This is a genomic window from Empedobacter sp. UBA5924 (assembly GCF_002431085.1).
Lineage (GTDB): Bacteria > Bacteroidota > Bacteroidia > Flavobacteriales > Weeksellaceae > Empedobacter > Empedobacter falsenii_B.
Genome location: NZ_DJDM01000055.1, coordinates 13,244 through 40,163, shown reverse-complemented (window position 1 = coordinate 40,163; position 26,920 = coordinate 13,244). Strand labels below are relative to the sequence as shown.

Annotated in this window: 23 protein-coding genes; 12 read left to right on the top strand and 11 right to left on the bottom strand. The window is 31.6% G+C overall.

Features of this window, described 5'->3' with window-relative positions:
- Positions 1–139: 139 nt before the first annotated feature.
- The 7 genes from B3792_RS13745 (at position 140) to B3792_RS13715 (ending at position 11,468) form a co-directional block, all read left to right on the top strand.
- Positions 140–3,070, top strand: a complete 2,931-nt coding sequence (locus B3792_RS13745) for a SusC/RagA family TonB-linked outer membrane protein (RefSeq protein ID WP_291069936.1) — start codon at positions 140–142, stop codon at positions 3,068–3,070.
- Positions 3,071–3,089: 19 nt separating this feature from the next.
- Complete coding sequence (locus B3792_RS13740) at positions 3,090–4,523, top strand: RagB/SusD family nutrient uptake outer membrane protein (RefSeq protein WP_291069934.1); 1,434 nt, start codon at positions 3,090–3,092, stop codon at positions 4,521–4,523.
- Positions 4,523–5,863, top strand: coding sequence for a glucoamylase family protein (locus tag B3792_RS13735; RefSeq protein WP_125350338.1), 1,341 nt, complete (start codon positions 4,523–4,525; stop codon positions 5,861–5,863). The genes B3792_RS13740 and B3792_RS13735 overlap by 1 nt, the downstream gene beginning before the upstream one ends.
- 10 nt (positions 5,864–5,873) lie before the next feature.
- Entirely contained in the window at positions 5,874–8,120 is a 2,247-nt protein-coding gene (locus tag B3792_RS13730; protein WP_291069931.1) for a glycoside hydrolase family 3 N-terminal domain-containing protein, read from the top strand.
- Between the two features lie 93 nt (positions 8,121–8,213).
- Entirely contained in the window at positions 8,214–9,053 is an 840-nt protein-coding gene (locus B3792_RS13725) for an endonuclease/exonuclease/phosphatase family protein (RefSeq protein ID WP_221855166.1), read from the top strand.
- Between the two features lie 5 nt (positions 9,054–9,058).
- The gene (locus B3792_RS13720; RefSeq protein WP_291069929.1) at positions 9,059–10,513 is read left to right on the top strand and encodes a glycoside hydrolase family 30 protein; all 1,455 of its coding nucleotides are present in this window, start codon (positions 9,059–9,061) and stop codon (positions 10,511–10,513) included.
- Between the two features lie 103 nt (positions 10,514–10,616).
- Positions 10,617–11,468 carry a carboxylesterase family protein gene (locus B3792_RS13715; protein ID WP_219034585.1) on the top strand — a complete coding sequence of 284 codons (852 nt, stop codon included), beginning with the start codon at positions 10,617–10,619 and terminating at the stop codon, positions 11,466–11,468.
- A gap of 373 nt (positions 11,469–11,841) precedes the next feature.
- Here B3792_RS13715 and B3792_RS13710 read toward each other — a convergent pair whose 3' ends face one another.
- The 4 genes from B3792_RS13710 to B3792_RS13695 are packed head-to-tail and all read right to left on the bottom strand — an operon-like array spanning position 11,842 to position 14,086.
- Positions 11,842–12,768, bottom strand: a complete 927-nt coding sequence (locus tag B3792_RS13710; protein ID WP_291053337.1) for an alpha/beta hydrolase — start codon at positions 12,766–12,768, stop codon at positions 11,842–11,844.
- A complete protein-coding gene (locus B3792_RS13705) occupies positions 12,765–13,361 on the bottom strand; it encodes a hypothetical protein (RefSeq protein ID WP_291053334.1) in 597 nt (198 codons plus the stop codon). The genes B3792_RS13710 and B3792_RS13705 overlap by 4 nt, the downstream gene beginning before the upstream one ends.
- Positions 13,342–13,821 carry a PH domain-containing protein gene (locus B3792_RS13700; protein WP_291053330.1) on the bottom strand — a complete coding sequence of 160 codons (480 nt, stop codon included), beginning with the start codon at positions 13,819–13,821 and terminating at the stop codon, positions 13,342–13,344. Before B3792_RS13700 ends, B3792_RS13705 begins: the two co-directional genes overlap by 20 nt.
- On the bottom strand, positions 13,814–14,086 hold the full coding sequence (locus B3792_RS13695; RefSeq protein WP_038331614.1) for a DUF2089 family protein: 273 nt from the start codon (positions 14,084–14,086) through the stop codon (positions 13,814–13,816). The genes B3792_RS13700 and B3792_RS13695 overlap by 8 nt, the downstream gene beginning before the upstream one ends.
- 125 nt (positions 14,087–14,211) lie before the next feature.
- Between B3792_RS13695 and B3792_RS13690 the strand changes: the two genes are divergently transcribed.
- Entirely contained in the window at positions 14,212–14,754 is a 543-nt protein-coding gene (locus tag B3792_RS13690; RefSeq protein WP_219034590.1) for a lipocalin family protein, read from the top strand.
- Between the two features lie 60 nt (positions 14,755–14,814).
- On the opposite strand, the gene B3792_RS13685 is transcribed toward B3792_RS13690, so the two are convergent.
- Positions 14,815–16,185, bottom strand: a complete 1,371-nt coding sequence (locus tag B3792_RS13685) for a peptidylprolyl isomerase (protein WP_291069927.1) — start codon at positions 16,183–16,185, stop codon at positions 14,815–14,817.
- Between the two features lie 136 nt (positions 16,186–16,321).
- Positions 16,322–17,188, bottom strand: coding sequence for a hydroxymethylglutaryl-CoA lyase (locus B3792_RS13680; protein ID WP_125350348.1), 867 nt, complete (start codon positions 17,186–17,188; stop codon positions 16,322–16,324).
- 64 nt (positions 17,189–17,252) lie between these two features.
- Between B3792_RS13680 and pepT the strand changes: the two genes are divergently transcribed.
- Positions 17,253–18,494: a peptidase T gene (gene pepT / locus B3792_RS13675; RefSeq protein WP_291069925.1), complete on the top strand. Its 1,242-nt coding sequence runs from the start codon at positions 17,253–17,255 to the stop codon at positions 18,492–18,494.
- Positions 18,495–18,582: 88 nt separating this feature from the next.
- Complete coding sequence (locus B3792_RS13670) at positions 18,583–19,251, top strand: head GIN domain-containing protein (RefSeq protein WP_125350349.1); 669 nt, start codon at positions 18,583–18,585, stop codon at positions 19,249–19,251.
- Between the two features lie 33 nt (positions 19,252–19,284).
- Here B3792_RS13670 and B3792_RS13665 read toward each other — a convergent pair whose 3' ends face one another.
- On the bottom strand, positions 19,285–20,376 hold the full coding sequence (locus B3792_RS13665; protein WP_291069922.1) for a DUF3810 family protein: 1,092 nt from the start codon (positions 20,374–20,376) through the stop codon (positions 19,285–19,287).
- The gene (locus B3792_RS13660; RefSeq protein WP_280045722.1) at positions 20,357–21,331 is read right to left on the bottom strand and encodes a bile acid:sodium symporter family protein; all 975 of its coding nucleotides are present in this window, start codon (positions 21,329–21,331) and stop codon (positions 20,357–20,359) included. Before B3792_RS13660 ends, B3792_RS13665 begins: the two co-directional genes overlap by 20 nt.
- Before the next feature lie 158 nt (positions 21,332–21,489).
- Here B3792_RS13660 and B3792_RS13655 point away from each other — a divergent pair, with 158 nt between their 5' ends.
- Both B3792_RS13655 and uvrA read left to right on the top strand, forming a co-directional pair.
- Entirely contained in the window at positions 21,490–21,828 is a 339-nt protein-coding gene (locus tag B3792_RS13655; protein WP_038331633.1) for a hypothetical protein, read from the top strand.
- Positions 21,829–21,979: 151 nt separating this feature from the next.
- Complete coding sequence (gene uvrA / locus B3792_RS13650) at positions 21,980–24,781, top strand: excinuclease ABC subunit UvrA (RefSeq protein ID WP_125350351.1); 2,802 nt, start codon at positions 21,980–21,982, stop codon at positions 24,779–24,781.
- 41 nt (positions 24,782–24,822) lie between these two features.
- Here the strand turns inward: uvrA and B3792_RS13645 are convergent, their stop codons facing one another.
- The 3 genes from B3792_RS13645 to B3792_RS13635 form a co-directional block, all read right to left on the bottom strand.
- Entirely contained in the window at positions 24,823–25,287 is a 465-nt protein-coding gene (locus tag B3792_RS13645) for an OsmC family protein (RefSeq protein ID WP_038330636.1), read from the bottom strand.
- Between the two features lie 96 nt (positions 25,288–25,383).
- On the bottom strand, positions 25,384–26,109 hold the full coding sequence (locus B3792_RS13640) for a hypothetical protein (RefSeq protein ID WP_115000346.1): 726 nt from the start codon (positions 26,107–26,109) through the stop codon (positions 25,384–25,386).
- Positions 26,106–26,915, bottom strand: coding sequence for a DUF4097 family beta strand repeat-containing protein (locus B3792_RS13635; RefSeq protein WP_115000345.1), 810 nt, complete (start codon positions 26,913–26,915; stop codon positions 26,106–26,108). The genes B3792_RS13640 and B3792_RS13635 overlap by 4 nt, the downstream gene beginning before the upstream one ends.
- Positions 26,916–26,920: the final 5 nt, after the last annotated feature.

Here is a 26,920-nt window from a genome sequence, read left to right as displayed (position 1 = left end):
TAAATGTAATGATTTATAATTATTTGGTATTTAGTATTATATATTTTATTTTTTTAGAAAATTATTCTAACTAAAATTATTACTTGTTAATCAAGTGTTAAAACATTCTATTTTTGAAATAACCATTTATTGAAATAGAATGAAAAAATATTTTCTTCCATTATTTATTCTCGGGTCTTTCTGTGTAAATGCCCAAGTTACTAACGATTCTATACAGATAGGAGATCCTTTTGAAAGTGATTCTATTATACTAGATCAAGCCGTTGTGGTTGGATATGGTACTGTTAAGAAATCAGATCTTACATCAGCTGTTTCATCAGCTAATGCTAAAGACATTACGCAAATTGCAAGTACAACTGCCATGCAGTCTTTGCAGGGTAAATTAGCTGGTGTTAATATTATTAATACGGATACTCCAGGAGGTACACCAACTGTTTTGGTTCGTGGAATGGGTACAGCTTTGGGAGGTAAAGCTCCTTTGTATGTTGTGGATGGGTTAATTGTTCCAAATATTAATAATATTAATCCAAATGACATTGAAAAAATTGATGTTTTAAAAGATGCAGGATCTTCAGCTATTTATGGAGTTCGTGGTGCAAACGGTGTTGTTGTTGTAACAACTAAACGTGGTAAAACAGGAAAGATAAGAGTTAACTATGATTCATATATTGGAGTAAGAAATACTATGAATATGGTAGATATGGCTGATGCTAATCAGTACATAACTTATTTTAACGAGCAAAGAAAAGCAACAGGAGGTTCTTTGATTTCTACAAATCAACAATATAACACGAATTGGTTTGATGAAATGTTAACCACAGGACAGTTAGTTAGTAATAATGTTTCGTTGGCTGGTGCTGGAGAAAATATTAATTACATGTTCAGTATTAATAATTTCGAAGAGAAAGGAATTTTAGAAGGAAATAACTTCAAAAGAACAACTGTTCGTAGTAACAACGATTACAAATTGTTTGATGGAGTTTTAAAGATTAAACAAAACGTTAGCGCTACATTTTCTAGAGAAGTTCCTAAACCATATGGAGCATTTGATACAGCTTACCGTCAGTCACCATTAGTTCCTGTAAAATATGATAACGGAAGATGGGGTTTACCTATTTTTAATACAACTACAGGAGAAGTAACATACGTTGCAAAACCAGGAGAGGTGACAAGTAATTTGAACTCTCATGGTAATCCAATGTCTACTTTATTCTATGATAATCAAAAAGCTAATTCTACTACGCTTCAAGGAAATATTGAAGCTGAACTAAAATTAGCAAAAGGTTTAACTGTAACTTCTCGTGCTGGAGGAACAAAATATTGGTACAAATACAGAGAATTTAATCCAATTAAAGAAAGATGGATTGTAGGTAATCCAATTAGAACTGCTGCTGAATTTGAAGATTTAAAAGCGAAAAATCCAGCAAGTTCAACTTATATGAATAACTCTCTAAATCTAAATAATGTAGAAACATTTAGATGGTCATGGGAAAATTTTGTAACATTTGATCGCAAATTTGGAGATCATTCGTTCAATGTTGTTGCGGGAGTTTCTGCTGAAAAAATGGGTATTGGTCAATATTCAGATATCACAGTATATGATGTTCCTGATAAAGAACAATATTGGTCAGCTCATCATGCTTCTGGACAATACAAGGCTGCAATGGATCAAAATAATTACACTCCAATTGCTTATGCTTCTTATTTTGCGCGTTTACAATATAATTACGCAAATAAATACTACGTTTCTGGAATTATTCGTAGAGATGGCTCAAGTCAATTTAAACAAAACGAAAAATATTGGGGAACTTTCCCATCAGTTTCTGCTGCTTGGAATATTTCTAACGAAGAGTTCTTAAAAGATAGTAATGTAATTTCTTTCTTAAAACTTCGCGGAGGTTGGGGACGCTTAGGTAATGCAGATGTGCCATACAATTATACAACAATTTCTACTTCAACAGGTAGTGATAATGCGAATTATGTTTTTGGACCAGGTCAAGATTTAATTTATGGAGCTTATATCGGATCTCCAGCTTATGATATTTCATGGGAAATTGTAGATGAATGGAGTGCTGGTCTAGATTTCGAGTTATTGAAAGGTAAATTATCAGGAAGTTTAGATTACTACAACAAGACCACGAAAAATGCCATCTTAAATATTAAACAAATAGGATCGTCTCCTTATGAAAAAGATTTTTATGACCATGCTGCAAAAGTAGTAAATCAAGGTTTTGAAATTGCTTTGAATTATCGTAATGAAACAGCTGGAGGATTTAGATATTCGATAGGTGGTAACTTTAACTACAATGAAAATGAAGTGAAGTCTGTGAAAGAAGGATATTCTGGAATGACAGGAGGTTCTTTAGGAAATGGACAAATTGCAAAACGTTTAGAAGCTGGTCAACCACTTGGTTCTTTCTGGTTATATGAAGTAGAAGGTGTTTGGCAAACACAAGATGAAATAAATAGCAATGCTCATTTATCAAGTGCTCGTCCAGGACATTTACGCTACAAAGACCAAAATGGAGATGGAGTTATTGATGATCGTGATAAAAAATTCATGGGATCATATATTCCAAAATATAACTACGGAATCAATGTTAGTTTAGAATATAAAAATTTCGATTTAACGATTAGCGGTTACGGAGCTGGAGGTAACAAGATTTACAATGGTATCAAAAATACACGTTTAGGAGGGGAAAATATAACAGTTGATATGTTTAACGATCGTTGGACAGGAGCTGGTAGTACAAATTCTCATCCAGGAGCGGAGCGTGATCAAGTTGCTTCTTCTTACTATTTAGAAAAAGGTAATTATTTCAAATTAAGTAACATGACAATAGGATATAATTTTAGAGATAAAATTGATTTTATCAGAAACCTAAGATTATATGTTAGTGCACAAAATGTATTCATGATTACGAAGTATTCAGGATTTACACCGGAATTAACTTTAGATAATGTAAAAGGAAAACGTTATGATGGAAGTCCTTATGGAACGACAGGTATGGATTTCTCTGCATATCCAAATGTTAGAACATTTTTAGTTGGATTAAACGTAGAATTCTAATCTAGAAAATTTTAAAAAAATGAAAAAAAATATATTTAAAATAGTAACATTAGCTTCTATTCTTTCAATCGGAACATTAAGTTCATGTACAAGTGATTTTTTGAATGTAGATTCTCAAGAAAATATAGCTATTGATGATCAAGCTTCTCAATCTCCAGAAAAATATGTGAATGGTATTTACGGAATGTTTACAGATTGGGATTATGCATTCTCTTGGTTAGGAGTTACTGAAATGATTTCTGATAATGCAGATAAAGGAAGTTCCTCTACAGATAATGGTGGAGATAAAAGAGATTTAGACGAATTATTACATAGTTCTACAACTGGTTCTATCGAAGCTATGTGGAAACGTTTTTATAAAACAATTGGTAGAGCGTCATATTCTATAAAATATACGACAGAATCATCAATCACAGATGCAGAAAAAAATAGATTAATTGGGGAAGCAAAATTTTTGAGAGCTGTTTCTTATTTCTATTTGGTTCGTATGTTTGGAGATACTGTGATACAGGAGTTAGATGTTCCGGCGTCTTATTCAGTACGTAAACCAAAAGCAGAAGTTTATGCATACATTGAAGCAGATTTATTAGATGCAATATCAAAACTTCCTACTAAAAATGAATATGCTGCAAAAGATTTAGGACGTGCAACAAAAGGAGCTGCTCAAGCTTTATTGGCAAAGGTATATTTATACCAAGGAAAAAATCAACAAGCGTACGATATGGCTACAACCGTTGTTAATTCTGGTATTTATGATTTAGAAAGTGATTACGCAACAACTTGGAGAAAAGAAACTGAGAATGGTAAAGAGTCTTTATTTGAAATCCAAGCTCGTGGAGATGCTGTTGCGCATGGCGTTCAACAATATTCAGAAACTCAAGGAGCTCGTGGTACTGGAGGTTGGGGATGGGGATTCAATGTTCCTTCTCAAAATTTATTAGATGCTTTTAATGCTGAAGGAGATGCTATTCGTCGTGATGCAACAATCATTTTTAGAGGTGAAACTTTATATGACGGTCGTTTAGTTCCAACTTCTGTAGAAAACCCGATGTATAACGAAAAAGCGTATTCAAGTGCGAATCTTGGTTCTGCGGATGGAGACAAAAACATTCGTGTAATTCGTTTTTCTGAAGTTTTATTAATTCAAGCCGAAGCAGCAAATGAAATTGGGCAAGATGCTTTAACACCTCTTAATCGTGTTAGAACACGTGTAAAATTAGCTCCAATAGCAAGTATGTCTAAAGATCAATTACGATTAAAAATTTGGAATGAAAGACGTTTGGAGTTAGCATTCGAGCACGATCGTTGGTTTGATTTAGTTCGTACAGGACAAGCTAAAGACATGATGGCTCTTGATGGAAAAACATTTGTTACAGGTAAACATGAGTTATTCCCAATTCCAAATGCTCAATTAATTCAAACTCCAACAATGACTCAAAACCCAGGTTGGTAATGATTAAATTAAATAAAACAATAGTTACTTGCGCTCTTTTATGTGGCGCAAGTGCTTTTGCTCAAACAAAACAAGAAAATAAGCTGTTAGATAAAGTTCAAAAACAGACGATTCAATATTTTTGGGATTACGCTGAACCTCATTCAAAATTAGCTCGTGAACGTTTTCATCCTGATGGTTTTTATCCAGAAAATGATTCAAATATCATTACAACAGGAGGAACAGGATTTGGATTAATGAGTTTAATTGTTGGTATTGATCGCGAATTTATTCCAAGAAAAGAAGCAACTGAACGAATTTTAACAGGGTTGAAATTTTTACAAAATGCAGATCGTTTTCATGGAGCTTGGCCACATTGGTTAAATGGCGAAACAGGAAAAGTAAAAGCTTTTAGTACATACGATAACGGAGGTGATTTGGTAGAAACTGCATTTCTTGCTCAGGGGTTAATTTGTTTGAAAGAGTATTTCAAAGATTCTAAAAATGAGAAAGAAATAGAGATTTCGCAATTAGCTGATCAACTTTGGAAAGAAATCGATTTCAATTTTTATACACGAGGAGAAAATGTGTTGTACTGGCATTGGTCTCCAAATTACGAATGGAAAATCAATTTTCCTTTAAAAGGATTTGATGAAACCATGATTACGTATGTTATTGCTGCGGCTTCTCCAAAACATTCTATCAATTCAGAAGTTTATTACAGCGGTTGGACGAGAAATGGTGATATAAAATCAAATGATTCTGCATACGGAGTTCCATTAATTGTAAAGCATAACGGAGCTAATAAAAATGTTGGACCTTTATTTTGGGCACAATATTCATTTATTGGACTTAATCCAAACAATTTAATAGATGGAATTGGTATTGATTATGGAAAAGTAGTGAAAAATCAAGCAAAGATTCATTACATCTACAATCAACAAAAAAAGGAAAGTTTCAAGAAGTACAAAAAAAATATGTGGGGATTAACGGCAAGTTATACCTTCAATCCAGATGGAACAGAAGGTTATACAGCACATTCTCCATTAAATGACAATAATGTAATTACGCCTACAGCTGCGTTATCGTCTTTCCCATATACACCGAAAGAATCTATGGATTTCTTGAAGTTTATTTACGAAAAACAAAACAAAAGCTTGATTGGAGTAGCAGGTCCGTATGATGCGGTTGATGTAAAAAATGATCGAGTGATTACAAAATATTTGGCGATAGATCAAGGAACAATTACACCAATGATAGAGAATTATCGCTCTGGATTATTGTGGAAATTGTTTATGCAAAATGAAGATGTACAAAGAGGTTTAGATAAATTGAAATTCAAAACAACAGCCTCGAATTAAAATCAAAAAAATGAAAAAACTAATTTATTCAATTGCTTTCTTAGGATTAGCATTCAATACTTATGCGCAAAAAATAAAGTTTGATAAATCAAAATCGAAATCAGAATTTATTGATTATGTGATGAGTCAAATGACGATTGATGACAAAGTAGGTCAGATGGTACAATATACCTATGACGGAGGTGATGTTACAGGATCTGCAATTGATAAAAATTATATAAAATACACGAAACAAGGTATGATGGGGTCCGTGTTTAACGCAACGACAACAGATATTACTAAAAAATTACAAAAAATAGCTGTTGAAGAAACACGTCTTGGAATTCCATTAATTTTTGGATACGATGTAATTCATGGTTACGAAACTATTTTCCCAATTCCACTTGGTGAAGCTTCTTCTTGGGATTTAAAAGCAATTGAAAAATCGGCTCGAATTGCTGCTGAAGAAACAGCTGCAGGTGGAGTTCATTGGACTTTTGCTCCGATGGTTGATATCGGTTTTGATCCTCGTTGGGGACGTGTTTCTGAAGGTGCAGGTGAAGACACTTTCTTAGGAAGTAAAATTGCAATAGCGCGTGTTAATGGTTTTCAAGGTAAAAGTTTATATGATTTAAATACCGTTTTAGCGTGTACAAAACACTTTGCAGGATATGCTTTAGCGCAGGCTGGTCGCGATTATGGTTCGGTAGAAATTTCTGATCGTTTCTTAAGAGATTATATTTTGCCGCCTTTCAAAGCGACTGTTGATGCAGGTGCTGGATCTTTCATGACGTCTTTCAACGAAATTGGAGGAGTTCCTTCTACAGCAAGTAAATATTTGTACGATCAAATTTTGCGTAAAGAGTGGAATTATAAAGGGTTTGTTGTAACAGATTATACGGCGATTCAGGAATTAGTTCCTCATGGAATTGCAAAAGATTTGGAAGAAGCAACTCTAAAATCGGTTGAAGCAGGAATTGAAATGGATATGATGAGTGGTGCTTTTCTTAATCATTTATCAAAATTAGTAAAAGAAGGAAAAGTAAAACAAGATGTGATTGATACTGCGGTTCGTAGAATTTTAGAAGCTAAATATGATTTAGGTCTTTTCGAAGATCCATATCGTTATTCAAATGCAAAACGAGAGAAAGAAACGGTAATGAAACAAGAGTTTTTAAATGAAGCTCGTGATGTTGCGCGTAAATCAATGGTTTTATTAAAGAATGATAAACAAATTTTACCATTAAAAGAATCTCAAAAAGTTGCAGTTATTGGACCTTTAGTTAAAGATGAGAAAAATATCATCGGAAACTGGGCTGCACGTGGAGATCGTTATGGAAAAGCGTGGTCTGTTTGGGAAGGTTTGAATGATGTTTTAGGTAAAAACGCAAAAATTACTTATGCACAAGGAACAGAACTTAATTCATCTAAAACTGATGGTTTTCAAGAAGCAATTAATGTAGCGAAAAACTCGGATGTAATTGTTGCGGTTATGGGAGAAAACGAGAATCAAACAGGTGAAGCGGCTTCTCAAACAAATATAGATTTACCAGGAAATCAGAAAGAATTATTAAAAGAATTAAAGAAACTTGGTAAGCCAATTGTTTTAGTTTTAATGTCTGGTCGTCCAATGACAATTTCTTGGGAGAATGATAATATGGATGCAATTTTATATGCATGGTATCCAGGAACAATGGGAGGTTTAGCGATTACAGATGTTTTATACGGTAAATATAATCCTTCGGCTAAAACACCTATGACATTCCCTCGCTCTGTTGGTCAAATTCCAATTCATTACAATCAAAAAAATACAGGTCGTCCTTATTTAGGAGAAAGTGATGTAGAGCAAAAATATAAATCTCGTTACACAGATTCTCCAAATTCGCCTTTATATCCATTTGGTTACGGTTTAAGTTATACAACGTTTGATTATAGTAACTTGAAGTTGAATAAATCGATAATGAAAAATGGAAAAGATGAAATCAAAGTAACTGTAAATGTTAAAAATACAGGAAACTACGATGGAGAAGAAGTAGTACAATTATATGTTCGCGATTTAGTAGGAAGTGTGACGCGTCCAGTTCGAGAATTGAAAGGTTTTGATAAAGTGATGATTAAGAAAGGAGAAACAAAAACAATTACGTTTACATTAACTCCAGAATATTTAAAATTCCACGATATCAATATGAATTATGTTGCTGAAGCTGGAGATTTCGACATTTTTGTTGGAGGAAATTCAGACGCAACGCTTAAAACAAGTTTTACTTTAGTTGATTAAATTCCTCATTTATAGTTTTAGTTAGAAATTTAATTTATTTCTCATCCAAGTAAGTATTGTTGTGCTTACTTGGAATTTTTTAACATCACACACATGAAAAAATATATTAGTTTAAGTTTAGTTTTAATCATGACAATGATAGGTTTTGCACAACAAAATTTATCAATTATGTCTTACAATATTAGATTAGCGTCTGTTGATGATGGCGCAAATCATTGGAATATTCGCAAACAAAAATTGGTTGATTTAATCAAGTATTATGATGCTGATTTTGTTGGTGTACAAGAAGCGCAAGTTCCTCAGTTAGATTTTATCAAACAAAATAATTCGAGTTTAGATTTTATTGGATCTCCTCGAAATGATGATAAAAATGCTGAATATTCTGCTATTTTCTACAAAAAAGATCAATATAAAGTTTTAGAACAACATACTTTTTGGTTATCAGAAACGCCAGAAAAAATGTCGAAAGGTTGGGATGCTTCTTATTATAGAATTATCACTTACGGATTATTTCAAGATAAAAAAACGAAAAATACATTTTGGATAATCAATACACATTTTGATAATGATGGAAAAATTGCGCGTCAAAAATCGTTAGAAATGATTGATAATTTAATTCAAAAGTTAACTGAAAAGAAAAACGTTCCAGCATTTTTTATGGGAGATTTTAATATGAATCAAAACGATGAATCTGTTAAATATATTCAAAACAAATATTTAGATACTCGTCTAAATGCGCAAATGGTTTATGGACCAGATTTTACATGGGAAGATTTTAAATTCAATGTAAAAGGAACAGAAATTTTAGATTACATTTTTTACAAAAAGAATTCAAAAGTAACGTGTAAAAGTTTCAATACGATTGATGATTTCTACGATTTCAAATATCCATCAGATCATTTACCAATTTTAGCCAAATTTTTAATTCAATAATAATTATGACAAAATCACATTTGAAATATCCTCTTATTGCAGCTTTATTGTTAAATTATTTTGCCGTAAATGCGCAAGATTTTAAACTTTCGAACAAGAAAATCGAAATATATACAACTGCTAAAAATACGAATCAACGTATCGCAAAATGGACAGATAAGTTAGCTGTAAAAAAGTTTCCACAACCAAAAGAAACAGATATTGCAATTTTTATTGATCCAAAACGTAAATTCCAAAAATTTGAAGGAATTGGAGGAGCTATCACAGATGCTTCAGCAGAAGTTTTAGCAAAATTGCCAAAGAAAGCGCAACAAGAAATTATCAAAGCTTATTATAGCGAAAAAGAAGGAATTGGTTATTCGTTGATTAGAACAACAATAAATTCGAGTGATTTTTCGAGCGATAGTTACACGTATGTAAAAGATAATGATAATGAGTTAAAAACTTTTGACATTGCACATGATTTGAATTATAAAATTCCGATGATTAAAATGGCAAAAGCAGAAATGAAAGATGCTTATCGTTTATATGCAAGTCCTTGGAGTCCGCCAGCTTGGATGAAAACGAATAACAGTATGTTAAAAGGAGGTTCTTTGAAACCTGAATATTACCAAACTTGGGCTAACTATTTTGTGAAATTTATCGAGAATTATGAGAAAATTGGTTTACCAATTTGGGGAGTTTCTATTCAGAACGAACCAATGGCAACGCAAACATGGGAATCGTGTATTTATACAGCTGAAGAAGAACGTGATTTCTTGAAAAATAATTTAGGTCCGACTTTTCACCAAAAAGGATTAAAAGACAAAAAAATTATTGTGTGGGATCATAACCGTGATTTAATTTATCAACGTGCTTCAACTATTTTGAATGATTCTGAAGCTGCTAAATATGTTTGGGGAGTTGGTTTTCACTGGTACGAAACATGGAACGGAAGCGTGAATTTATTCAATAATGTAGCGTTAACTCATGAAGCTTTTCCAAATGTTAATTTAATTTTTACAGAAGGTTGTAAAGAACAATTTGATTACAATCAAATGGGAAATTGGGCATTGGGTGAAAAATATGGTTACAATATGATCAACGATTTTAACTCCGGAACAGTTGCTTGGACAGATTGGAATGTTTTGTTGGATGAAAAAGGAGGACCAAATCACGTAGGAAATTTCTGTTTTGCACCAATTCATGGTGATACTAGAAATGGACAAGTTACGTATACAAATTCGTTTTACTACATTGGTCAATTCTCAAAATTTATTCGTCCAGGTGCGCAAAGAATTGCAGCATCGTCTAATCGTTCAGATTTAATGACGACTTCTTTTGTAAACAAAGACGGAAAAGTTGTGGTGGTTGTGATGAATCAAACAGATAAACCTTATCAATATAATTTATGGATAGAAGGAGAAGCTGTTGAGGTGAATTCGCAAGAACATTCGATTAGCACAATCATTATTTCGTAAAAAAATAGAATAATTAAAGGGAAAATTATTTATAGTAAATTGCTTGACAAATTGACAACGTAAGAAGTTAAAGTCAAGCAATTTTTATTTAAAATAGAAGAAAATGAAATATTTAGTTGCCTTATTTTTAATGATAAGTTATACATATGCGCAGAAAACGATAGTATATGATAAAAAAAATAATTTAGCGTTTGATATTTATTATCCGAAAAACTATAAAGAGAATCAAACCTATAATGTATTTGCTTGGGTACACGGAGGCGGATTTTCAGGAGGAACAAGAGCGGATAAAGAAGAAATTGAACGAATGAAAGATGCTCAAGAAAGAGGTTTCGTAGCTGTTTCTATCTCGTATAGATTATTGGCAAATTCTTCGGCTGGTTTTGGGTGTGATTTGCCAAAACAAGAAAAGTTGATGATTTTTAAAGAAGCCTCTTTTGATGTTTTAACTGCGCTAAATTTTATTCAAAATAATTCAAAAGAACTTAAATTCTCGATTAATAAATTAATTTTAGGAGGAAGTAGTGCAGGAGCGGAGACTATTCTAAATGCTTATTATTTGAGAGATTTATGGTACGGAAATCAATTCAATCAAGTTAAAATTGATGGATTAGTAAGTTATGCAGGAGCGATTGTAGACAATCGTTATGTTACAAAATCGAGTGTTTTGCCAACAGTTTATGTACATGGTTTAAGCGATGATGTTGTACCAGCTTACAATGCGCCACACAGAAGTTGTTTGGATAATCAACAAGGGTTTTTTCCTTTAAATGGTTCTGCTACTTTAGAAGATTTGAATAGAAAATATAGTCAGGCATCTTTTGCTATTTTCTCTAATTCAGGAAAACATGAATGGTCTGGATTAAGAAAGCAATATTTAGACGAAGTTTTCAATTTTATTAATCAATCAATAATTGGAAATAAAAAAGTAAATAATCGAATAATTGTTGACTAATAAAAATATAAGTACATGATAAATTATTTAATGATTATAAATATAAAACAAACAAAGAGCAAAATTTCTTCTGCTCTTTGTTAAATAACCTAACCAACTTTATACTATGAAAAATCTGTATAATCTTTAAACTCCTTTGTTACGAATCACAAATAAGAATTGTAAATTTAGAAATACAATTATTGTTTTAAATTGATGTAGATCAAGAAATAATAATTAAACAAAATGTAGAATCTGATTCAGTTTTAGCTAATGGAACAATGACAATCACTCGAAAATCTGATAAAAAAAACTACAGTGATAAATTTTGAAGGAGGAACAGCTTGTTAATTCTTAAATAAAAAGACAAAGCAATTTGCTTTGTCTTTTATAGTTAGTTTTTGAGGATAAAATTAGAAATGACTTCTACTAATTCTATATTTATTGGAAGTTCTGGGTTGTTGTAAGAAGATAAATCATCTTTTGAAGTAACATTTTTTAAAACGTGATTCATCCCTTTGATAATAACAGCAGATTTAGGAGATAGGTTTTTAGCGTTCTCCGTATCAACTTGAATATCCATATCACCTTGAATCACTAAAAAAGGAATAGTTAATTTATTGATTTCATTTACAGGATTATATTTAATCCAAGAAATTAAATAAGGTTGTACACTTTTACGAAATAATGAAGATAAATTAGGATTAATATTATTTACAGTATTTCCATTTTTCAAAGAATCTATAATAGCATACGATTCGGTTTTTAATTGTTCAGGAAGTAGATTTAATTGTTTTTTAAGTATTTGGTCAATAGATTCTCCTGCACCAGAAATCGAGATGAATTTGTCGACATTTTTTGAAGATGCAAGCATTCCAATTAATGAACCTTCGCTGTGTCCAGCTATTGAAATAGAACCAAATCTTTTATCTTTTTTTATGAAAGTTATCCAATTCCTTGCGTCCTCAACGTAATCATCAAATGTAAGTTTAGACTCGTCCAAATTAGCAATAGAACTTTCTCCGATTCCTCTTTTGTCATAGCGAATAGATGCAATTCCTTTTTCAGCTAAACTATGAGCTAAATATTTCAAAGAGTTATTAATCATCATATTATTGTTTCCATTTCTATCTGTTGGTCCAGAACCAGAAATTAATAAAACAATTGGTATTTTAGATTTTGCATTTTGAGGTAAACATAATGTTCCAAATAATTTAACTTGATTTTCGTTAAGTTGAATATCTGATTCTGTGAAATCATTTTTTGATTGACCAAAAACTGTAGAACAAATAAGTATAAAGAAAAATAAAACTTTTTTCATATTTTTTGTGGTATTAATAATGATAATATTGTGGTTAAAACAATGATAAATAACAAGGTAGCAATGAAAGCAAAAACTTGTTTTGTATTTTTCATGTTTGTAACAGTTTTGAAACCTATGTATAAAAAATAGAGCATTATACACAAGAAAAATATCGCGATAAAAGCTACAATTACAAGTACAATCATTGTTGGAGCTTCGTGCAAAACTTCGAGATTATTTGTTGTAACTCCTTTCAAAACCTTGTCCATACTTTTGTTGACAATTGGAATAAAATCCGTTATGAATACAATGTAATAAGCGATTCTTGAGATTAAAACAACGTTTACAATGTCTATAATTCGTGTTCTGTTATTGATGATTTTTCCTAAAATGTAAAATATGAGGATTGCAATTACTAAATTTCTCGTATTTTGATACAACAAATCGAGATAAGAATAAGAAATTCCATTTTTCTTAATGCTTAAAAAATCAGGGAAAAAAGATTCAGTAATATTGGCGATATAAGTGAAAAGGAAATGCGAAAATAGTCCAATAATGAACAGTATTTTTTCATCGAAATATGCAAATGGATTAAGGAGTTTCTTTATCATTTTTTAGTGTATTTATTGTGTTAACAAATTCATCTGGCTGATCGCAGCTCACCAAATATTTTACATTTTCTAATTCAATAGCAACAAGTTTTGTACGATTTTTTATATTGCATCGATAATTGTCCATAGATCTTCCTATCAAACCATAAATGCCTCGTGCACCTATAATCATCAAATTATTTTGAGATTTTCTTGTAATAATTTTCACTTCATTTATCGGAATAATACTCGTTTTGACTTTTGAAATAAGATAAATATTATTCAAATCAACTTTAATTTTATTTAAAGAGATTAAAAAATAATACGCAAACAACGGATAAATAATGATTGCATAAATCACCGCAACATATACTTCTGTTTCTTTAAACAATATTCCTCCAATTAAGATTAATAATACAATTAAAATAGCAGTTGTAACCTTAAAAAATAGCGACATCGATACTGAAAATTCTTTATTCATCGGACATTGTTTTTATTTTATTAATCAAATCATCTACTTTATTTCGCATGGTTGGATAGCTGACTTCAAATTCTTTTGCCATGTCTTTTAAACTTCCTGAGTTGACAAAGAATTGCATAATAAATGCTTGTTCTTCATTTGTAAGTTTCAGAAATAAAGGAAGTTCATAGTTTCCTACAACTTGTGTTTCGCAATGGTTGCAAATTAATTTTTCGACCGCTAATTCTTCGGCACAGCTGGGACATATAACAGGAAGTTTTTTCATTTGGTTAAATAATATTAAAATTAATTTTAATAAAGTTAAATGAAAGTTTAATTAATTCAAAATTTGAAATCATATTTTTTCAACTTTAATATTATTGATACATTTGCAACCTAAGTTTTAGTAAAATGAATTTTAAGAAATTAGCCCTTGCAGCATTGGCGTTAGGGACAACAGCATATATCGTTAATCACAATAAGAAAAATGTAAAATATAAACCTGCTCAAAATTTTGATTTAGGTGGATTTTTAGGGCGTTGGTACGAGATTGCACGTTTGGAAAATAAAGCACAAAAAGGACAAACAAATGTGACGCATCGTTTTAATTTGAACGAAGAAAATGGGCAATTGGAAGTGATTGTGCGCGGCTACAATGCGAAGAAAAAAGGGTGGGAAAAGATTGAAGGAATTGCAGCACAAGATATCGAAAATGTTGGGTTGTTCTCGACAACGTTTTTACCAATTTTAGCAAAAAAATTATATGTAATTGATTTTGATAAAGATTACAATAATGTATTAGTTGCAAGTGAAGATTATAAAAAGTTATGGATTCTATCGCGTAAGAAAGAGATTTCGGATAAGGTAAAAGACAGATTTTTTGATTCGGCAAAGAAAGTAGGATTTGATCCAAGTAAGTTAATTTGGCCTTCTCAAGTTCCGATTGCGAAATAAGATTATTTATTTTTAAGACATAAAAAAAACCTCGAGAATTTCTCGAGGTTTTTTGTTTTATTATTTTTGGTTTTTCTTTTCCCAATCGATCGGGAAATTACAACTTTGGTATTCTTTTCCAATTTTAATGTAAGCATCACCAACTTGACGTTTTACCCAATCCATCAACAATGTACGTTCTTTATCTTGAACCGCAAATTTCTGAATTCTATAGTAATCATCTTGATAATTGATTTTATGCTCTGGATAAAATTTATTGATTTTTAAGATTCTTAAAGCTTTTCTGTTATCAAAATCATCTTCGAAAACTTGAGAAATATCTCCTTCATTTAATGTTGCAATTGCTGTAAACATTGGTAGAGGCAAAGCCATTTTCTCGAAACGATCGTCACCAGAATTTTGGTTCATGATATTTCCTGAGTTAAATTTTGTGTATTTATCATCAGAAAATCTTAATGCAGCATCTTTAAATGACATTTTTCCGTCGTTAATTAAAACTCGAATAGAATCTAATTTATTATAAGCCTTTTTTATTTCGTCTTCTGTTGGTTTCAACGTAATCAAGATATGGCGCAAATCTAATTCTTGTCCACGACGTTTTTCTAACTTAATAATATGATATCCAAAATCAGTTTTGAATGGATCAGAAATTTCACCTTCTTGTAAGTTAAACGCCACCGCATCAAACTCTTTTACCATTTTACCACGAGAAACTTTTTTGTATTCACCTCCGTTACTTGCAGAACCTGGATCTTCTGAATATAAAATTGCTTTCGTTGCAAAAGAAGCACCTTCTTCAATTTCTTTTTTGATTTCTTTTAATTGATCAATAATCTTTTGTTGATTTTCTTGCGAAACTTCAGGATAAGTTACAATATGGCTAATCGAAACTTCGTCTTTTACGTCTGGTAACTCACCATGGTGTTTTTCGAAAAACAAACGAACTTCTTCTGGCGTAGCATCAGCACCTTTTACAACCATTTCTCTTTTGTTACGTGCATAAATATTATCTTCTACGATATATTTAGTTTCGTTTTTCATTTCCGCCATTGTACGGAATCCGAAATAGTCTAAAATTTGTTTTTCTCCTCCAGCTTGAGCAATCAAACCTTCGATTTGGTTGTTTAATTGACGAGTGACCTCGTCTTGTGTCACTTTGATTAAAGTATCTTGTTTTGCACGATCAACCAACATTTTGTCTAACATAATGTCATTTAGGAAATCACATTTGTCTTCGACTTTCATCCCTTGTTGTTTCGACATTAAATAGTCACGATCTACATCAGACTCTAAAACAATCTGATCTCCGACAACAGCAGCTATACCATCTACTTTAGCAAGACGTTTTGGTGTTGGTTTTGCTGTTTGTGCAAAAGTATTTACCGTAAATAATGCTGCAATTAGCAACATCATACTCGATTTAAATTTCATATACTTTAATTTCATTTTAATATTCTAAGCTCGATAAAAAAACTTACCGATGAGCAAATTTAACTTTTTTTGTTAAAGTCCAACATATTTTAATTTCCTTTAACAAAAGAATTGATTTTTTAGTTTATTGTTAAGATTAAACTAAGCCAAATGTACGCAAAGAAACATTCCAAGCAGATTCGAAATCAAAAAGATTCAAACCATGTTTTTCTTTATGCTCATTTGCGAAACTAATTAACTTCTCAGTTGGCATATTTCCGACCATATCACTTTTTGACATTGGACATCCGCCCAAACCTTTTATAGCGCCATCAAAACGACGACAACCATTATCATAAGCGGCTTGTACTTTGGAATGCCATTCGGTATAAACGGTATGAAAATGTGCGCCAAATTCAATTTCTGGATAATGAGGAATCAAATTTTGGAACAAATCAACAATTGTTTTTTCGTCTGCAACACCAATTGTATCTGATAAATTGATTGAAGAAATTCCGATATCCGCCATTTTTTTAGACCATTCTTTTACGATTTCTTCATTCCAAGTTTCTCCATAAGGGTTTCCAAACGCCATCGAAAGATAAATTAACATATGTTTACCATTATCATTTGAGATTTGGTTGATTTCTTTCACCATTTCAAACGCTTCTTCACGACTTTTATTCGTGTTGAATTGTTGAAAATTCTCTGAAATAGAAAAAGGAAATCCAATAATATCCACTTTTTCGTGTTCTGCAGCTTTCATTGCGCCACTTTTATTGGCAACAACAACAGATAATTTCGATTTTGAATTGGTTTTATCAATATTATCTAAAACTTCTTTTGTGTCCGCCATCTGTGGAATCGCTTTTGGCGAAACAAAACTTCCACAATCTATCGCTTCAAAACCAACAGTCAATAAACGATTTAAGTAATCGATTTTCTTATCAGTTGGAATAAAATCTTTGCGTCCTTGCATTGCATCACGAGGACATTCAATAATTTTAAAAGTTAGCTCACTCATTTTTTTGGTTTATTTGCGCCTTAAAGGTAGATAATTTAGTAATTTTGACAAAAATTAAAACGCAATGCAAACAGAATGGAGAGAAAAGTTGGTAACACGCTTTTTGAAATATGTTAAAACTTACACTGAAAGTGAAGCTTTTTTAGATAAATTTCCAAGTACAGACCGTCAATGGGATTTAGCAAATTATTTGCTTGAAGAGTTAAAACAAATCGGTTTAGAAGATGTTTCAATAGATGAAAACGGGTATGTTTTTGGATATGTTCCTTCTACAGTTGATCACGAAGTGCCTACTATTGGTTTTGTTTCTCATATGGATACATCGCCAGATTTTTCTGGAGAAAATGTACAACCTCAAATTTGGGAAAATTACGATGGTGGAGATATCAAATTGAACGAATCAATGATTTTATCACCAAACGAGTTCCCTGAATTATCTCAATATAAAGGTCAAACAATCATTACAACTGATGGTACAACATTATTAGGTGCTGATGATAAAGCTGGTGTTGCTGAAATTGTAACAGCTGCAGAATATTTGATTGCTCATCCAGAAATTAAACATGGACGTATCGCTATTGGATTTACACCTGACGAAGAGGTTGGTCGTGGTGCAGATTTCTTTAATGTAGAGAAATTTGGTGCTGAATGGGGTTACACAATGGATGGTTCTGAAATTGGAGAATTAGAGTACGAAAACTTTAATGCTGCATCTGGAATTGTGACAATCAAAGGTAAATCTGTTCACCCAGGTTATGCAAAAGATAAGATGATTAATGCATCTAATATTGCAATGGAGTTTGCTGCACAATTACCAAACGACGAAGTTCCTGAATTAACTGATGGTCGCGAAGGATTCTTTCATTTAGCTAAAATTACAGGAAATGTATCTGAAGCAAAAATGGTTTATATTATCCGTGACCACGATATGGAGCAATATGAAGCGCGTAAAGCTTTATTTTTACAAATTGCTGCTGATATTCAAGAGCGTTTTGATCATGAAGTAATTACAGCAGAAGTTTCTGATCAATATTTTAATATGATTGAGAAAGTAAAAGAGAAATTCCAATCTGTTGAAATTGCTGAACAAGCTTTGAAAGATTGTGGAGTTACGCCAAACATCAAACCAATTCGTGGAGGTACAGATGGTGCTCGTTTATCTTTTATGGGATTACCTTGTCCTAATATCTTTGCTGGAGGTCATAATTTCCACGGACCTTACGAATATGTTCCGGTAGAATCTATGGAAAAAGCAACAGAAATTATTGTACGTATTGCAGAATTAACAGCTGAAGGAGCGAAATAATTCTTACAATATATCTTAAAAATAACTTAAGTTTTCTTTTTTGGTTTAAATTTTGCATAATTTCAAATCAAATTAGAAAACTTTTTTTATGAAAAATATCGTATTATCAGCAGCCGCTATATTTTGTTCAACTTTTGCATTTGCGCAAGAAGAGATAAATGTTGGAGATTTTAATATCTTAAAAGTTTATGATAAAATTCCAGTTGAATTAATTTCATCAAACGAAAACCTAGTGAAAGTAGATGGAGTTAATGCGAGCGATGTTCAAGTTGAAAATAACAAAGGTGAACTGAAATTGAAAATGACAGGAACCAAATTGATGCAAGGAGGAGAAGCAACGGTTAAGGTTTATTACAAATCATTATACGAAATTCAGGCAAGTCAAGGTTCTCGCATTTATTCTGATGATGTTGTAAAATCACAAGCATTGTATTTGACATCTAACGAAGGTTCATCTATCAAATTACCAATCGAAACATCAAAATTAGAAGTCAAAATAAATTCTGGTGCTGAAGTAATTTTAACTGGTGATACTGAATTTCAGACTGTAATTGCAAATTCTGGAGGGAAATATTATTCGAAAACATTAAATTCTGATACAGCAAGTTTAACAACAAATGCAGGAGGAGTAATAGAAGCGAGAGCGGAGAAATCTGTAGATGCAAAAACTAGAGCAGGAGGAGTGATTGATATTTATGGTAATCCAACGCAACGTAATCAGAAAAAATTAGCTGGTGGAAAAATTAATTTTAAATGATTTAGAACTTTAACAATAATATAAAAGCAACGATTAATTCGTTGCTTTTTTTGTCTGATATAACAAATAAATCAATTCGACATATTTGCTATAACTTATAGTTCCTTCTTGATTATTAGCCTTCAAAAACTGATTATTTAACTCAGAAAAAGTATCGCTCGTAACACCTTCATATTTCAAATAATGTTTTAATTCGGCTTTTCTGTCTTGCTTTATTTTAGAATGCATATTATCCAATTCCATTTTCACAAAATACGGATCAGATTTGTAAATAGCACCTAAAAGCGTATAAATACTTTTATAATAAAACGAATAATTAATTTCAGGATTTCTAGATTTTGTACCTAAATAATAAGCTAAAAAATTAGCTTCACTTTCTGATGCAAATCCCATTTGATGCCCATATTCGTGAAAAAGCGTAGCAGGTTGTTTCAAATTTGTATTGTATCGATTCAGATTTGCTTCTACCGTAAAAGGATTATAGTACCCCAAAATTCCCATATAATTTTGCATTTCCGAAATCCAAGATAATTTGTAATGTGTATCATTTAATAATCGATAATTTTTCAACCATTTTATATTTTTTACTTGAGATTGTAAAGCAAAAAACTCTTGGTTATACTCTTCTAAATCTGATTTGAATTTTATCGTTGTTGTCGAATCATTGTGTTCGATTAAATTTCTTGCTGATATTGCTTTATCAAGTTCGTAGCAATAGATTTTTTTCAGAATTTTAGGTTGAATAACGATTTTTTCTTTGTCAATCGTTAATGTTTCTTTTTTGTACATCACGCCCCAGGCAAACGTGTAAATAAAGTAAATACAATTTACAAAAATCATAATGTAATAAATTGAATGCGAAACTTTTTCTTTTGATTTAAAAAAACTTCGAATCAATTTAAAAATCAGTACAAAACCGATTATTCCAATGATTAAATAAAACAATTCTCCAACAGGAAAATGAACTGAATTTGTTATTCTTGTAATAAATCCTGAAATTGGAAATGTAAGATGATTCACGATAAAATCATCAACGCTTTCTATTGAAAATAGTACCGAAAATAAAATAATTTGAAATAGAAAGATAAGGATACTTCGATAAGTTTTATTCAACTTCTTTAGCATATTGATTGGCGATATAACTGATATAAATTAACTGAAAAGTGTGGTAAAGCATAATCGGAATCAAATAAATACCGATATCTCCCGTGAAAATAACCGCTGCAATTACCGAGCCATGAACCAATGATTTTTTAGTCGAACAAAATTGAATTGTGATATCATCTTCTCGATTAAAATTCATTTTCTTACCAATCCATTTTGAAAGTTTGAAAAAGAAAAAGAATAACGCAACTACAATTATGAAAACTGCCAACAACGGAAGAACGCCTAATTTTGTAAATAATCCATCCAAAAAAGTATGACTAAAACTGTTGTAAACAATAAGTACAATGGTTAGTTTATCTAAATTACCGAATTGCTTTTTATATTTATTGTAAAAGAACCCTAAATAAGGTTGAAGAAGAGCTCCGATAAAAACAGGTAAAATAATTTTAAGAACTAAATCCAAAAAAGTTCCTAATAAATCAAATTCACCATTACTTTTTGATAAAAACAAACTCATCCAAAGCGGTGTAACAACAATACCTATTAGTCCAGAAATACTTGCGTTAAAGATAGCACTTGGTATATTTCCTTTCGCAATAGAAACCATTACAACTGACGAAGAAACTGTACTTGGTAACGCGGCTAAATAAAATATTGCGACATACAGAGTAAAATAAATTGGGTAATTTTTTATGAAAGGATAGAAACACAAGACTAATAATGGAAAAAATATAAATGTGATGGATTGAATCAAGACATGCATTTTCCAATTTGCTAAATCTTTAAAAACTTCTTTCCAATTAAGTTTTAATCCATAAAAAAAGAATACTAAGATAACTCCAATATCAATTATTGTATTCAGATTGAAATCCTTGTAAGACCACAAACTAATATCTGGGAAAAAATATGCGACAACAATGGCAACGAATAAAAACAGAATAAAAGGGTCGGGTAATTTATTTAGAATTTTCAAAATCAATAAAATTTAAACAAAAATAATAAATAAGATGATAAACATTTACTAAATATTTAATACTTTCGTTTTAAAGTAGAAAAGGGTATAATGTTAAGTATTTGTAAATTGATTAACTTTTTTTTATATTTGTATTTAAATAACCTAAAATCTATCTTATGAATACGTGTCTTCAATGTAACCAAACTTTATTTGGTCGAAAAGACAAAAAGTTTTGTAACGATTTTTGTCGAAATTCTTATAATAATAATCTTAATCGTGATAAAGTAGAAATTGTACGAAATATTAACAACAGATTAAGAAAAAATAATCGTATCTTAAAAACTTTATTAGAAGAAGGAGCTCGTTCGGTAAATAAAAACGAATTGAGTTTGAGAAACTTTGATTTTAAGTACATTACAAATGTAGATGAATCAAAAAATGGCACAATTTTTTATGTGTACGATGTTGGATATCAAGAGTTAAACGAAGAAAATTATTTATTATTTCAGGAATAAATTTTTATTTTTTTATTGAAAAAAGCGCGTCAACATGTTGATGCGCTTTTATATTTTAACTAAATCTGTTCTTTTTTATACGTTATATTTTATGACTAATTTTTGTTTCGATTAAGTTTAACTTTCTAAAATAACTTAACTTTGTGCCAAGATGAAAAAAGATATCAATCAACTTGATCCGAAAGAATTTATTCTGATTAAAGGTGCAAAATTGCACAACTTAAAAAACATTGATTTAGCGATTCCAAAAAATAAATTAGTCGTGATTACTGGGATGTCTGGTTCTGGGAAATCTACTTTGGCTTTTGATACGTTGTATGCGGAAGGTCAGCGTCGTTATGTCGAAAGTTTATCGTCTTATGCACGTCAGTTTTTAGGAAAATTGGATAAGCCTCAAGTTGATTATATCAAAGGAATAGCGCCAGCAATAGCGATTCAGCAAAAAGTAAATTCTACAAATCCGCGTTCTACAGTTGGAACAACGACAGAAGTCTATGATTATCTAAAGTTGTTGTACGCACGAATTGGAAAAACATATTCACCGATTACAGGAGAATTAGTTCAAAAAGATTCGGTAACGGATGCGATTGATTATCTAAAAACTTTTGTGGCTGAAACTAAATTTATTCTTCAAATAAAATTGGTTGTGCCAGAAGAGCGTTCGTTTGCAGAACATTTGAATATTCTTCAACAGCAAGGGTTTACACGTTTGAGTGTCGATGGAAATCAAGTGAAAATTGAAGATTTAATTTCATTTAATTTTGAACCTCAACCCGAAAATGATATTCATCTTGTCATTGATCGTATCGCTTTGCCAACAGAGGACGAAGAATCTTTTTATCATCGTTTGGCAGATTCTATCGAGACGGCTTTTTTCGAAGGAAAAGGAGAAATAGCGATTGTAAATGTAGAAGATAATACGGTAAAATATTTCTCAAATAAATTTGAATCAGATGGTTTGATTTTTAATGAACCAACTATTCATTTCTTTAGTTTCAATAATCCTTATGGAGCTTGTCCAACTTGCGAAGGTTACGGGAAAGTAATTGGAGTTGAGGAAAATCTTGTCGTTCCAAATAAATCGTTGTCAATCTACGAAGATGCGGTTGTAGCTTGGAAAGGCGAGAAAATGGGCGAGTGGAAAAATCATTTTATCAAACTTTCTCAAAAAGTAGATTTTCCAATTCATAAACCTTATTTTGAATTATCCGAAGAGCAAAAAGACTATTTGTGGCACGGAGATAACGACTGGGAAGGATTGGACGGCTTTTTCAAAATGGTTGAGGAGAATACATACAAAATTCAATATCGTGTAATGTTGTCTCGTTATCGTGGTAAAACAACTTGTCCAACTTGTAAAGGAAAGCGTTTGCGTAAGGAAACGAATTACGTGAAAATTGCGGATAAATCGATTAATGATTTGGTTGATTTACCTTTGAATGAGTTGAATGATTTCTTTACAAGTATTACATTTAACGAATATGATCAGCAAATTGCGGGTCGAATTATATATGAGATTAAGTCGCGTTTAACGTTTTTGTTAGATGTTGGTTTAGAATATTTAACGCTAAATCGTGCTTCGAATACGTTGTCTGGAGGAGAATCACAACGTATCAATTTAGCAACTTCTTTGGGAAGTAGTTTGGTTGGTTCGATGTATGTGTTAGATGAACCTTCGATTGGTTTACATTCGCGTGATACAGCTAAATTTATTACAATTTTACATCGTTTACGCGATTTAGGCAATACAGTGATTGTGGTAGAGCATGATGAAGATATCATGAAAGCTGCTGATTATATCATCGATATTGGTCCAGAAGCAGGAACAAATGGAGGTGAAGTAGTTTTTGAAGGAACCTATGATGAATTATTAAAAGGTGATACATTAACATCTAAATATTTGAACGGAAAATTAGAAATTGAAGTTCCTAAAAAACGTCTAAAATCTCCTAATTATTTGAAAATTATTGGAGCAAGAGAAAATAATCTAAAAAATATTGATGTTAAATTTCCTCTGAACGAATTAACCGTTATTACAGGTGTTTCGGGTTCAGGGAAATCTACCTTAATGAAAGATATTTTAGCACCAGCTGTTCAGCGTCATTTCGAGATTTTTGGAAATAAAATCGGTGATTTTGATGAGTTAGTTGGAGATCTGAAACAATTGGAAGGAATTGAGTTAATCGATCAAAATCCAATCGGGAAATCTTCGCGTTCTAATCCTGTGACGTATGTAAAAGCTTACGATGATATCCGAAATTTATTTGCCAATCAGAAAGCGAGTAAAGTGATGGGATTTCAACCAAAACATTTTTCGTTTAATGTAGATGGCGGACGTTGTGATGCATGTAAAGGAGAAGGGACAATTACCATCGAAATGCAGTTTATGGCTGATGTAGAGCTGGTTTGTGAAGATTGCCATGGCGAACGTTTCAAGAAAGAAATCTTAGAAGTTAAATTCGAAGGAAAATCGATTTCAGATATTTTAAATCTAACAATTGATGAAGCAATTGACTTTTTTGCAACGCATCAACAAAATAAAATTGTCGAAAAGCTGAAACCATTACAAGATGTTGGTTTGGGTTATGTAAAACTTGGGCAATCGTCGAATACGCTTTCTGGTGGAGAGGCACAACGTGTGAAGCTGGCTTTTTTCTTGACGAAAGGAGAAACGACAAATAAAACCTTGTTTATTTTTGATGAGCCTTCTACAGGTCTGCATTTCCATGATATTCAGAAGTTGATTAAAGCATTACGTGCTTTGATTGATTTGGGACATTCGGTTTTTGTAATCGAACATAATATGGATATTATCAAAGTTGCCGATTGGGTGATAGATCTTGGTCCAGAAGGAGGGAAGAAAGGCGGTTATTTGGTTGCCGAAGGTACACCAGAAGAAATTGTCAAAGTAAAAGAGTCCTACACAGCTCAATTCTTAAAAGAGAAATTATAACAGAAATAAAATAAATTATTAAAACCGAGTTTAGCTCGGTTTTATTTTGCGCTACATTTTGCGTGATGATATACAGGAAAATTGCATGAATTCGCAATAAAACACAATTCATTTGCCTTTTTGTGTAGCGAAAGCGCCAACTCAATTTGTGATGAATCAGAAATAATGATTTCAGGGAATAAATCTACTTTTACAATCTTTCCGCTTCCATCAGGATTGACTTGCAGTGTAGCTTCTGAATGATCTTGGTAAGAAATTACTTCAATTTTATATTGCATACAACAATATAAATACGACATCATGTGACAAGAAGTCAAACTACTCAAAAGTAAATCTTCGGGATTGTATAAATTTGGATCACCTTTGAAAGCTTTCGCAGCAGAAACCTCTAAATCAGGTTTTCCTTCAATCGAAATGTGATGACTTTTTGTATAAATTCTGCTTAAAGAAGAAGAAATATTATCTTTCTTCATCCAATTTAGCGCAACTTTAAATAAATGATTCATTGCTTAATTTTTATCAAAAATAATCTTTTCTAAAAGAAAAACACAACTGAGAATCCTCAATTGTGCTTTCAAAAAATGTTATAATTTATCTACTATTTATTTTCTCAAATAGACATTTCCATATTTAGAAGAAAATTCTTGCAATGGCTGTTTACCTACGTTTGCTGCAATTACTGAATGAAAATTATCTGACTTTATAGTCTTTATTGCAAAATCTAAATTCGTGTACATCTTCCCAAAAAAAGTTTCCACTTTTATTTCTCCAATTTGTTTTGCATTCATTGTTGCATCCACACTTCCGTAAGTTGATTGTGCAATAATCGGCGCATCAAAATTGATAACTTCAATTGTTCCATAAGTCGATTCGATAGCCGTTTTCATATGTTCAGGAACTTTGATTTCCAATACAATATCCATTTGTACGCCTGTAGAAACCGAAGAAGATTTAATGTCATTTGCATCAACATATTTCTGGTAATCCTCTTTGGTTTGAAATTGTTTTTTCTCACTCCCAAAAGTCGCTGTCACTTGATGCGGAATATCTTTTAGGTTAACAACTCTACCTTCGATGGTTTTTCCTTGACCGTTTTTGCTTTCAGTTAAGTTAAAATTCGAGTCATTTTTACCATTATTGATATTTACATTTCCAGAAATACTCACTTCGTTTTGTTTCCAAGTGGTGATTTTAATGATTTGTGGATAATCAAATTTTAATGTTAATTCTTGCCCTTTTTCAACTGAAAAACTCTTCTGAATTTTTGTTTGAGCGATTGATAAATTTGCCAATAAGCCCATTGCTAAAGATAAAATTACTGTTCTCATAACGCTCTCAAATATATTTTACTGTAATCTGATCTGAAAAGGAAACTTGTTCCACCACCATTTAACGTTCCTGTTGCTTGATTGTTAATTTTTATCATGTCAGACGAACTATTGTTCGCTTCTAATTTTAATGATAATTCGGGTGCAATCAAAATATCACCAAACGAAGTTGTTAATTTTACATTTGCTTTAGAAGATTTCGGAATCGAAGCATCCACGTGACCATAGATCGACACAAGCGACAAAGGACCTTTTACATTTTGACTAAATTTAGCATCGATAGAACCATAAATCGTGTTGATTGTTGCAGGACCCGTTACATTCTCTAATACAATATTGTTGTAGCTTGCAGTTGCTTCAACTTCATTTTCAATATTTTTGAACGTAATGGTACTTCCAAATTGAGATTGATGATTAAATGAAATTGTTACACCTTTCGGAACCAATATTTTGATGTTTGGAGGTGTCATTTGTTGAAGTTGTTTTACTTCGATTACACCATTTTTTTCTACAACATTTATTCCTAATTCAGTGTTGTCTTCAAGTCCTAATGAGTTGATTGAGCGCAATCCTTTTGCTCTTTCGTCATTATCTCGCGATCTTGTTTTAGTAGAAAAAACAATTTCGTTTCCATTGTAACCTTCGACTGTAACTCGTCCAAGATCAAGGTTCAGTTTTCCTTTACTTACAGCTAATTTGTACGTTTTCGAATTATCTTCATTCGCACTTTTCGATTCGTTTTGCGCAAAAGTGTACGTAGACATCATCATAAAAGATGCAGCTACCAAAAATATTTTTCTTATCATTTTTT

Coding starts and splice junctions, on each gene's coding strand:
- B3792_RS13745 (WP_291069936.1), top strand. CDS start 140: ATGAAAAAATATTTTCTTCCATTATTTATTCTCGGGTCTTTCTGTGTA.
- B3792_RS13740 (WP_291069934.1), top strand. CDS start 3,090: ATGAAAAAAAATATATTTAAAATAGTAACATTAGCTTCTATTCTTTCA.
- B3792_RS13735 (WP_125350338.1), top strand. CDS start 4,523: ATGATTAAATTAAATAAAACAATAGTTACTTGCGCTCTTTTATGTGGC.
- B3792_RS13730 (WP_291069931.1), top strand. CDS start 5,874: ATGAAAAAACTAATTTATTCAATTGCTTTCTTAGGATTAGCATTCAAT.
- B3792_RS13725 (WP_221855166.1), top strand. CDS start 8,214: ATGAAAAAATATATTAGTTTAAGTTTAGTTTTAATCATGACAATGATA.
- B3792_RS13720 (WP_291069929.1), top strand. CDS start 9,059: ATGACAAAATCACATTTGAAATATCCTCTTATTGCAGCTTTATTGTTA.
- B3792_RS13715 (WP_219034585.1), top strand. CDS start 10,617: ATGAAATATTTAGTTGCCTTATTTTTAATGATAAGTTATACATATGCG.
- B3792_RS13710 (WP_291053337.1), bottom strand. CDS start 12,768: ATGAAAAAAGTTTTATTTTTCTTTATACTTATTTGTTCTACAGTTTTT.
- B3792_RS13705 (WP_291053334.1), bottom strand. CDS start 13,361: ATGATAAAGAAACTCCTTAATCCATTTGCATATTTCGATGAAAAAATA.
- B3792_RS13700 (WP_291053330.1), bottom strand. CDS start 13,821: ATGAATAAAGAATTTTCAGTATCGATGTCGCTATTTTTTAAGGTTACA.
- B3792_RS13695 (WP_038331614.1), bottom strand. CDS start 14,086: ATGAAAAAACTTCCTGTTATATGTCCCAGCTGTGCCGAAGAATTAGCG.
- B3792_RS13690 (WP_219034590.1), top strand. CDS start 14,212: ATGAATTTTAAGAAATTAGCCCTTGCAGCATTGGCGTTAGGGACAACA.
- B3792_RS13685 (WP_291069927.1), bottom strand. CDS start 16,185: ATGAAATTTAAATCGAGTATGATGTTGCTAATTGCAGCATTATTTACG.
- B3792_RS13680 (WP_125350348.1), bottom strand. CDS start 17,188: ATGAGTGAGCTAACTTTTAAAATTATTGAATGTCCTCGTGATGCAATG.
- pepT (WP_291069925.1), top strand. CDS start 17,253: ATGCAAACAGAATGGAGAGAAAAGTTGGTAACACGCTTTTTGAAATAT.
- B3792_RS13670 (WP_125350349.1), top strand. CDS start 18,583: ATGAAAAATATCGTATTATCAGCAGCCGCTATATTTTGTTCAACTTTT.
- B3792_RS13665 (WP_291069922.1), bottom strand. CDS start 20,376: ATGCTAAAGAAGTTGAATAAAACTTATCGAAGTATCCTTATCTTTCTA.
- B3792_RS13655 (WP_038331633.1), top strand. CDS start 21,490: ATGAATACGTGTCTTCAATGTAACCAAACTTTATTTGGTCGAAAAGAC.
- uvrA (WP_125350351.1), top strand. CDS start 21,980: ATGAAAAAAGATATCAATCAACTTGATCCGAAAGAATTTATTCTGATT.
- B3792_RS13645 (WP_038330636.1), bottom strand. CDS start 25,287: ATGAATCATTTATTTAAAGTTGCGCTAAATTGGATGAAGAAAGATAAT.
- B3792_RS13640 (WP_115000346.1), bottom strand. CDS start 26,109: ATGAGAACAGTAATTTTATCTTTAGCAATGGGCTTATTGGCAAATTTA.
- B3792_RS13635 (WP_115000345.1), bottom strand. CDS start 26,915: ATGATAAGAAAAATATTTTTGGTAGCTGCATCTTTTATGATGATGTCT.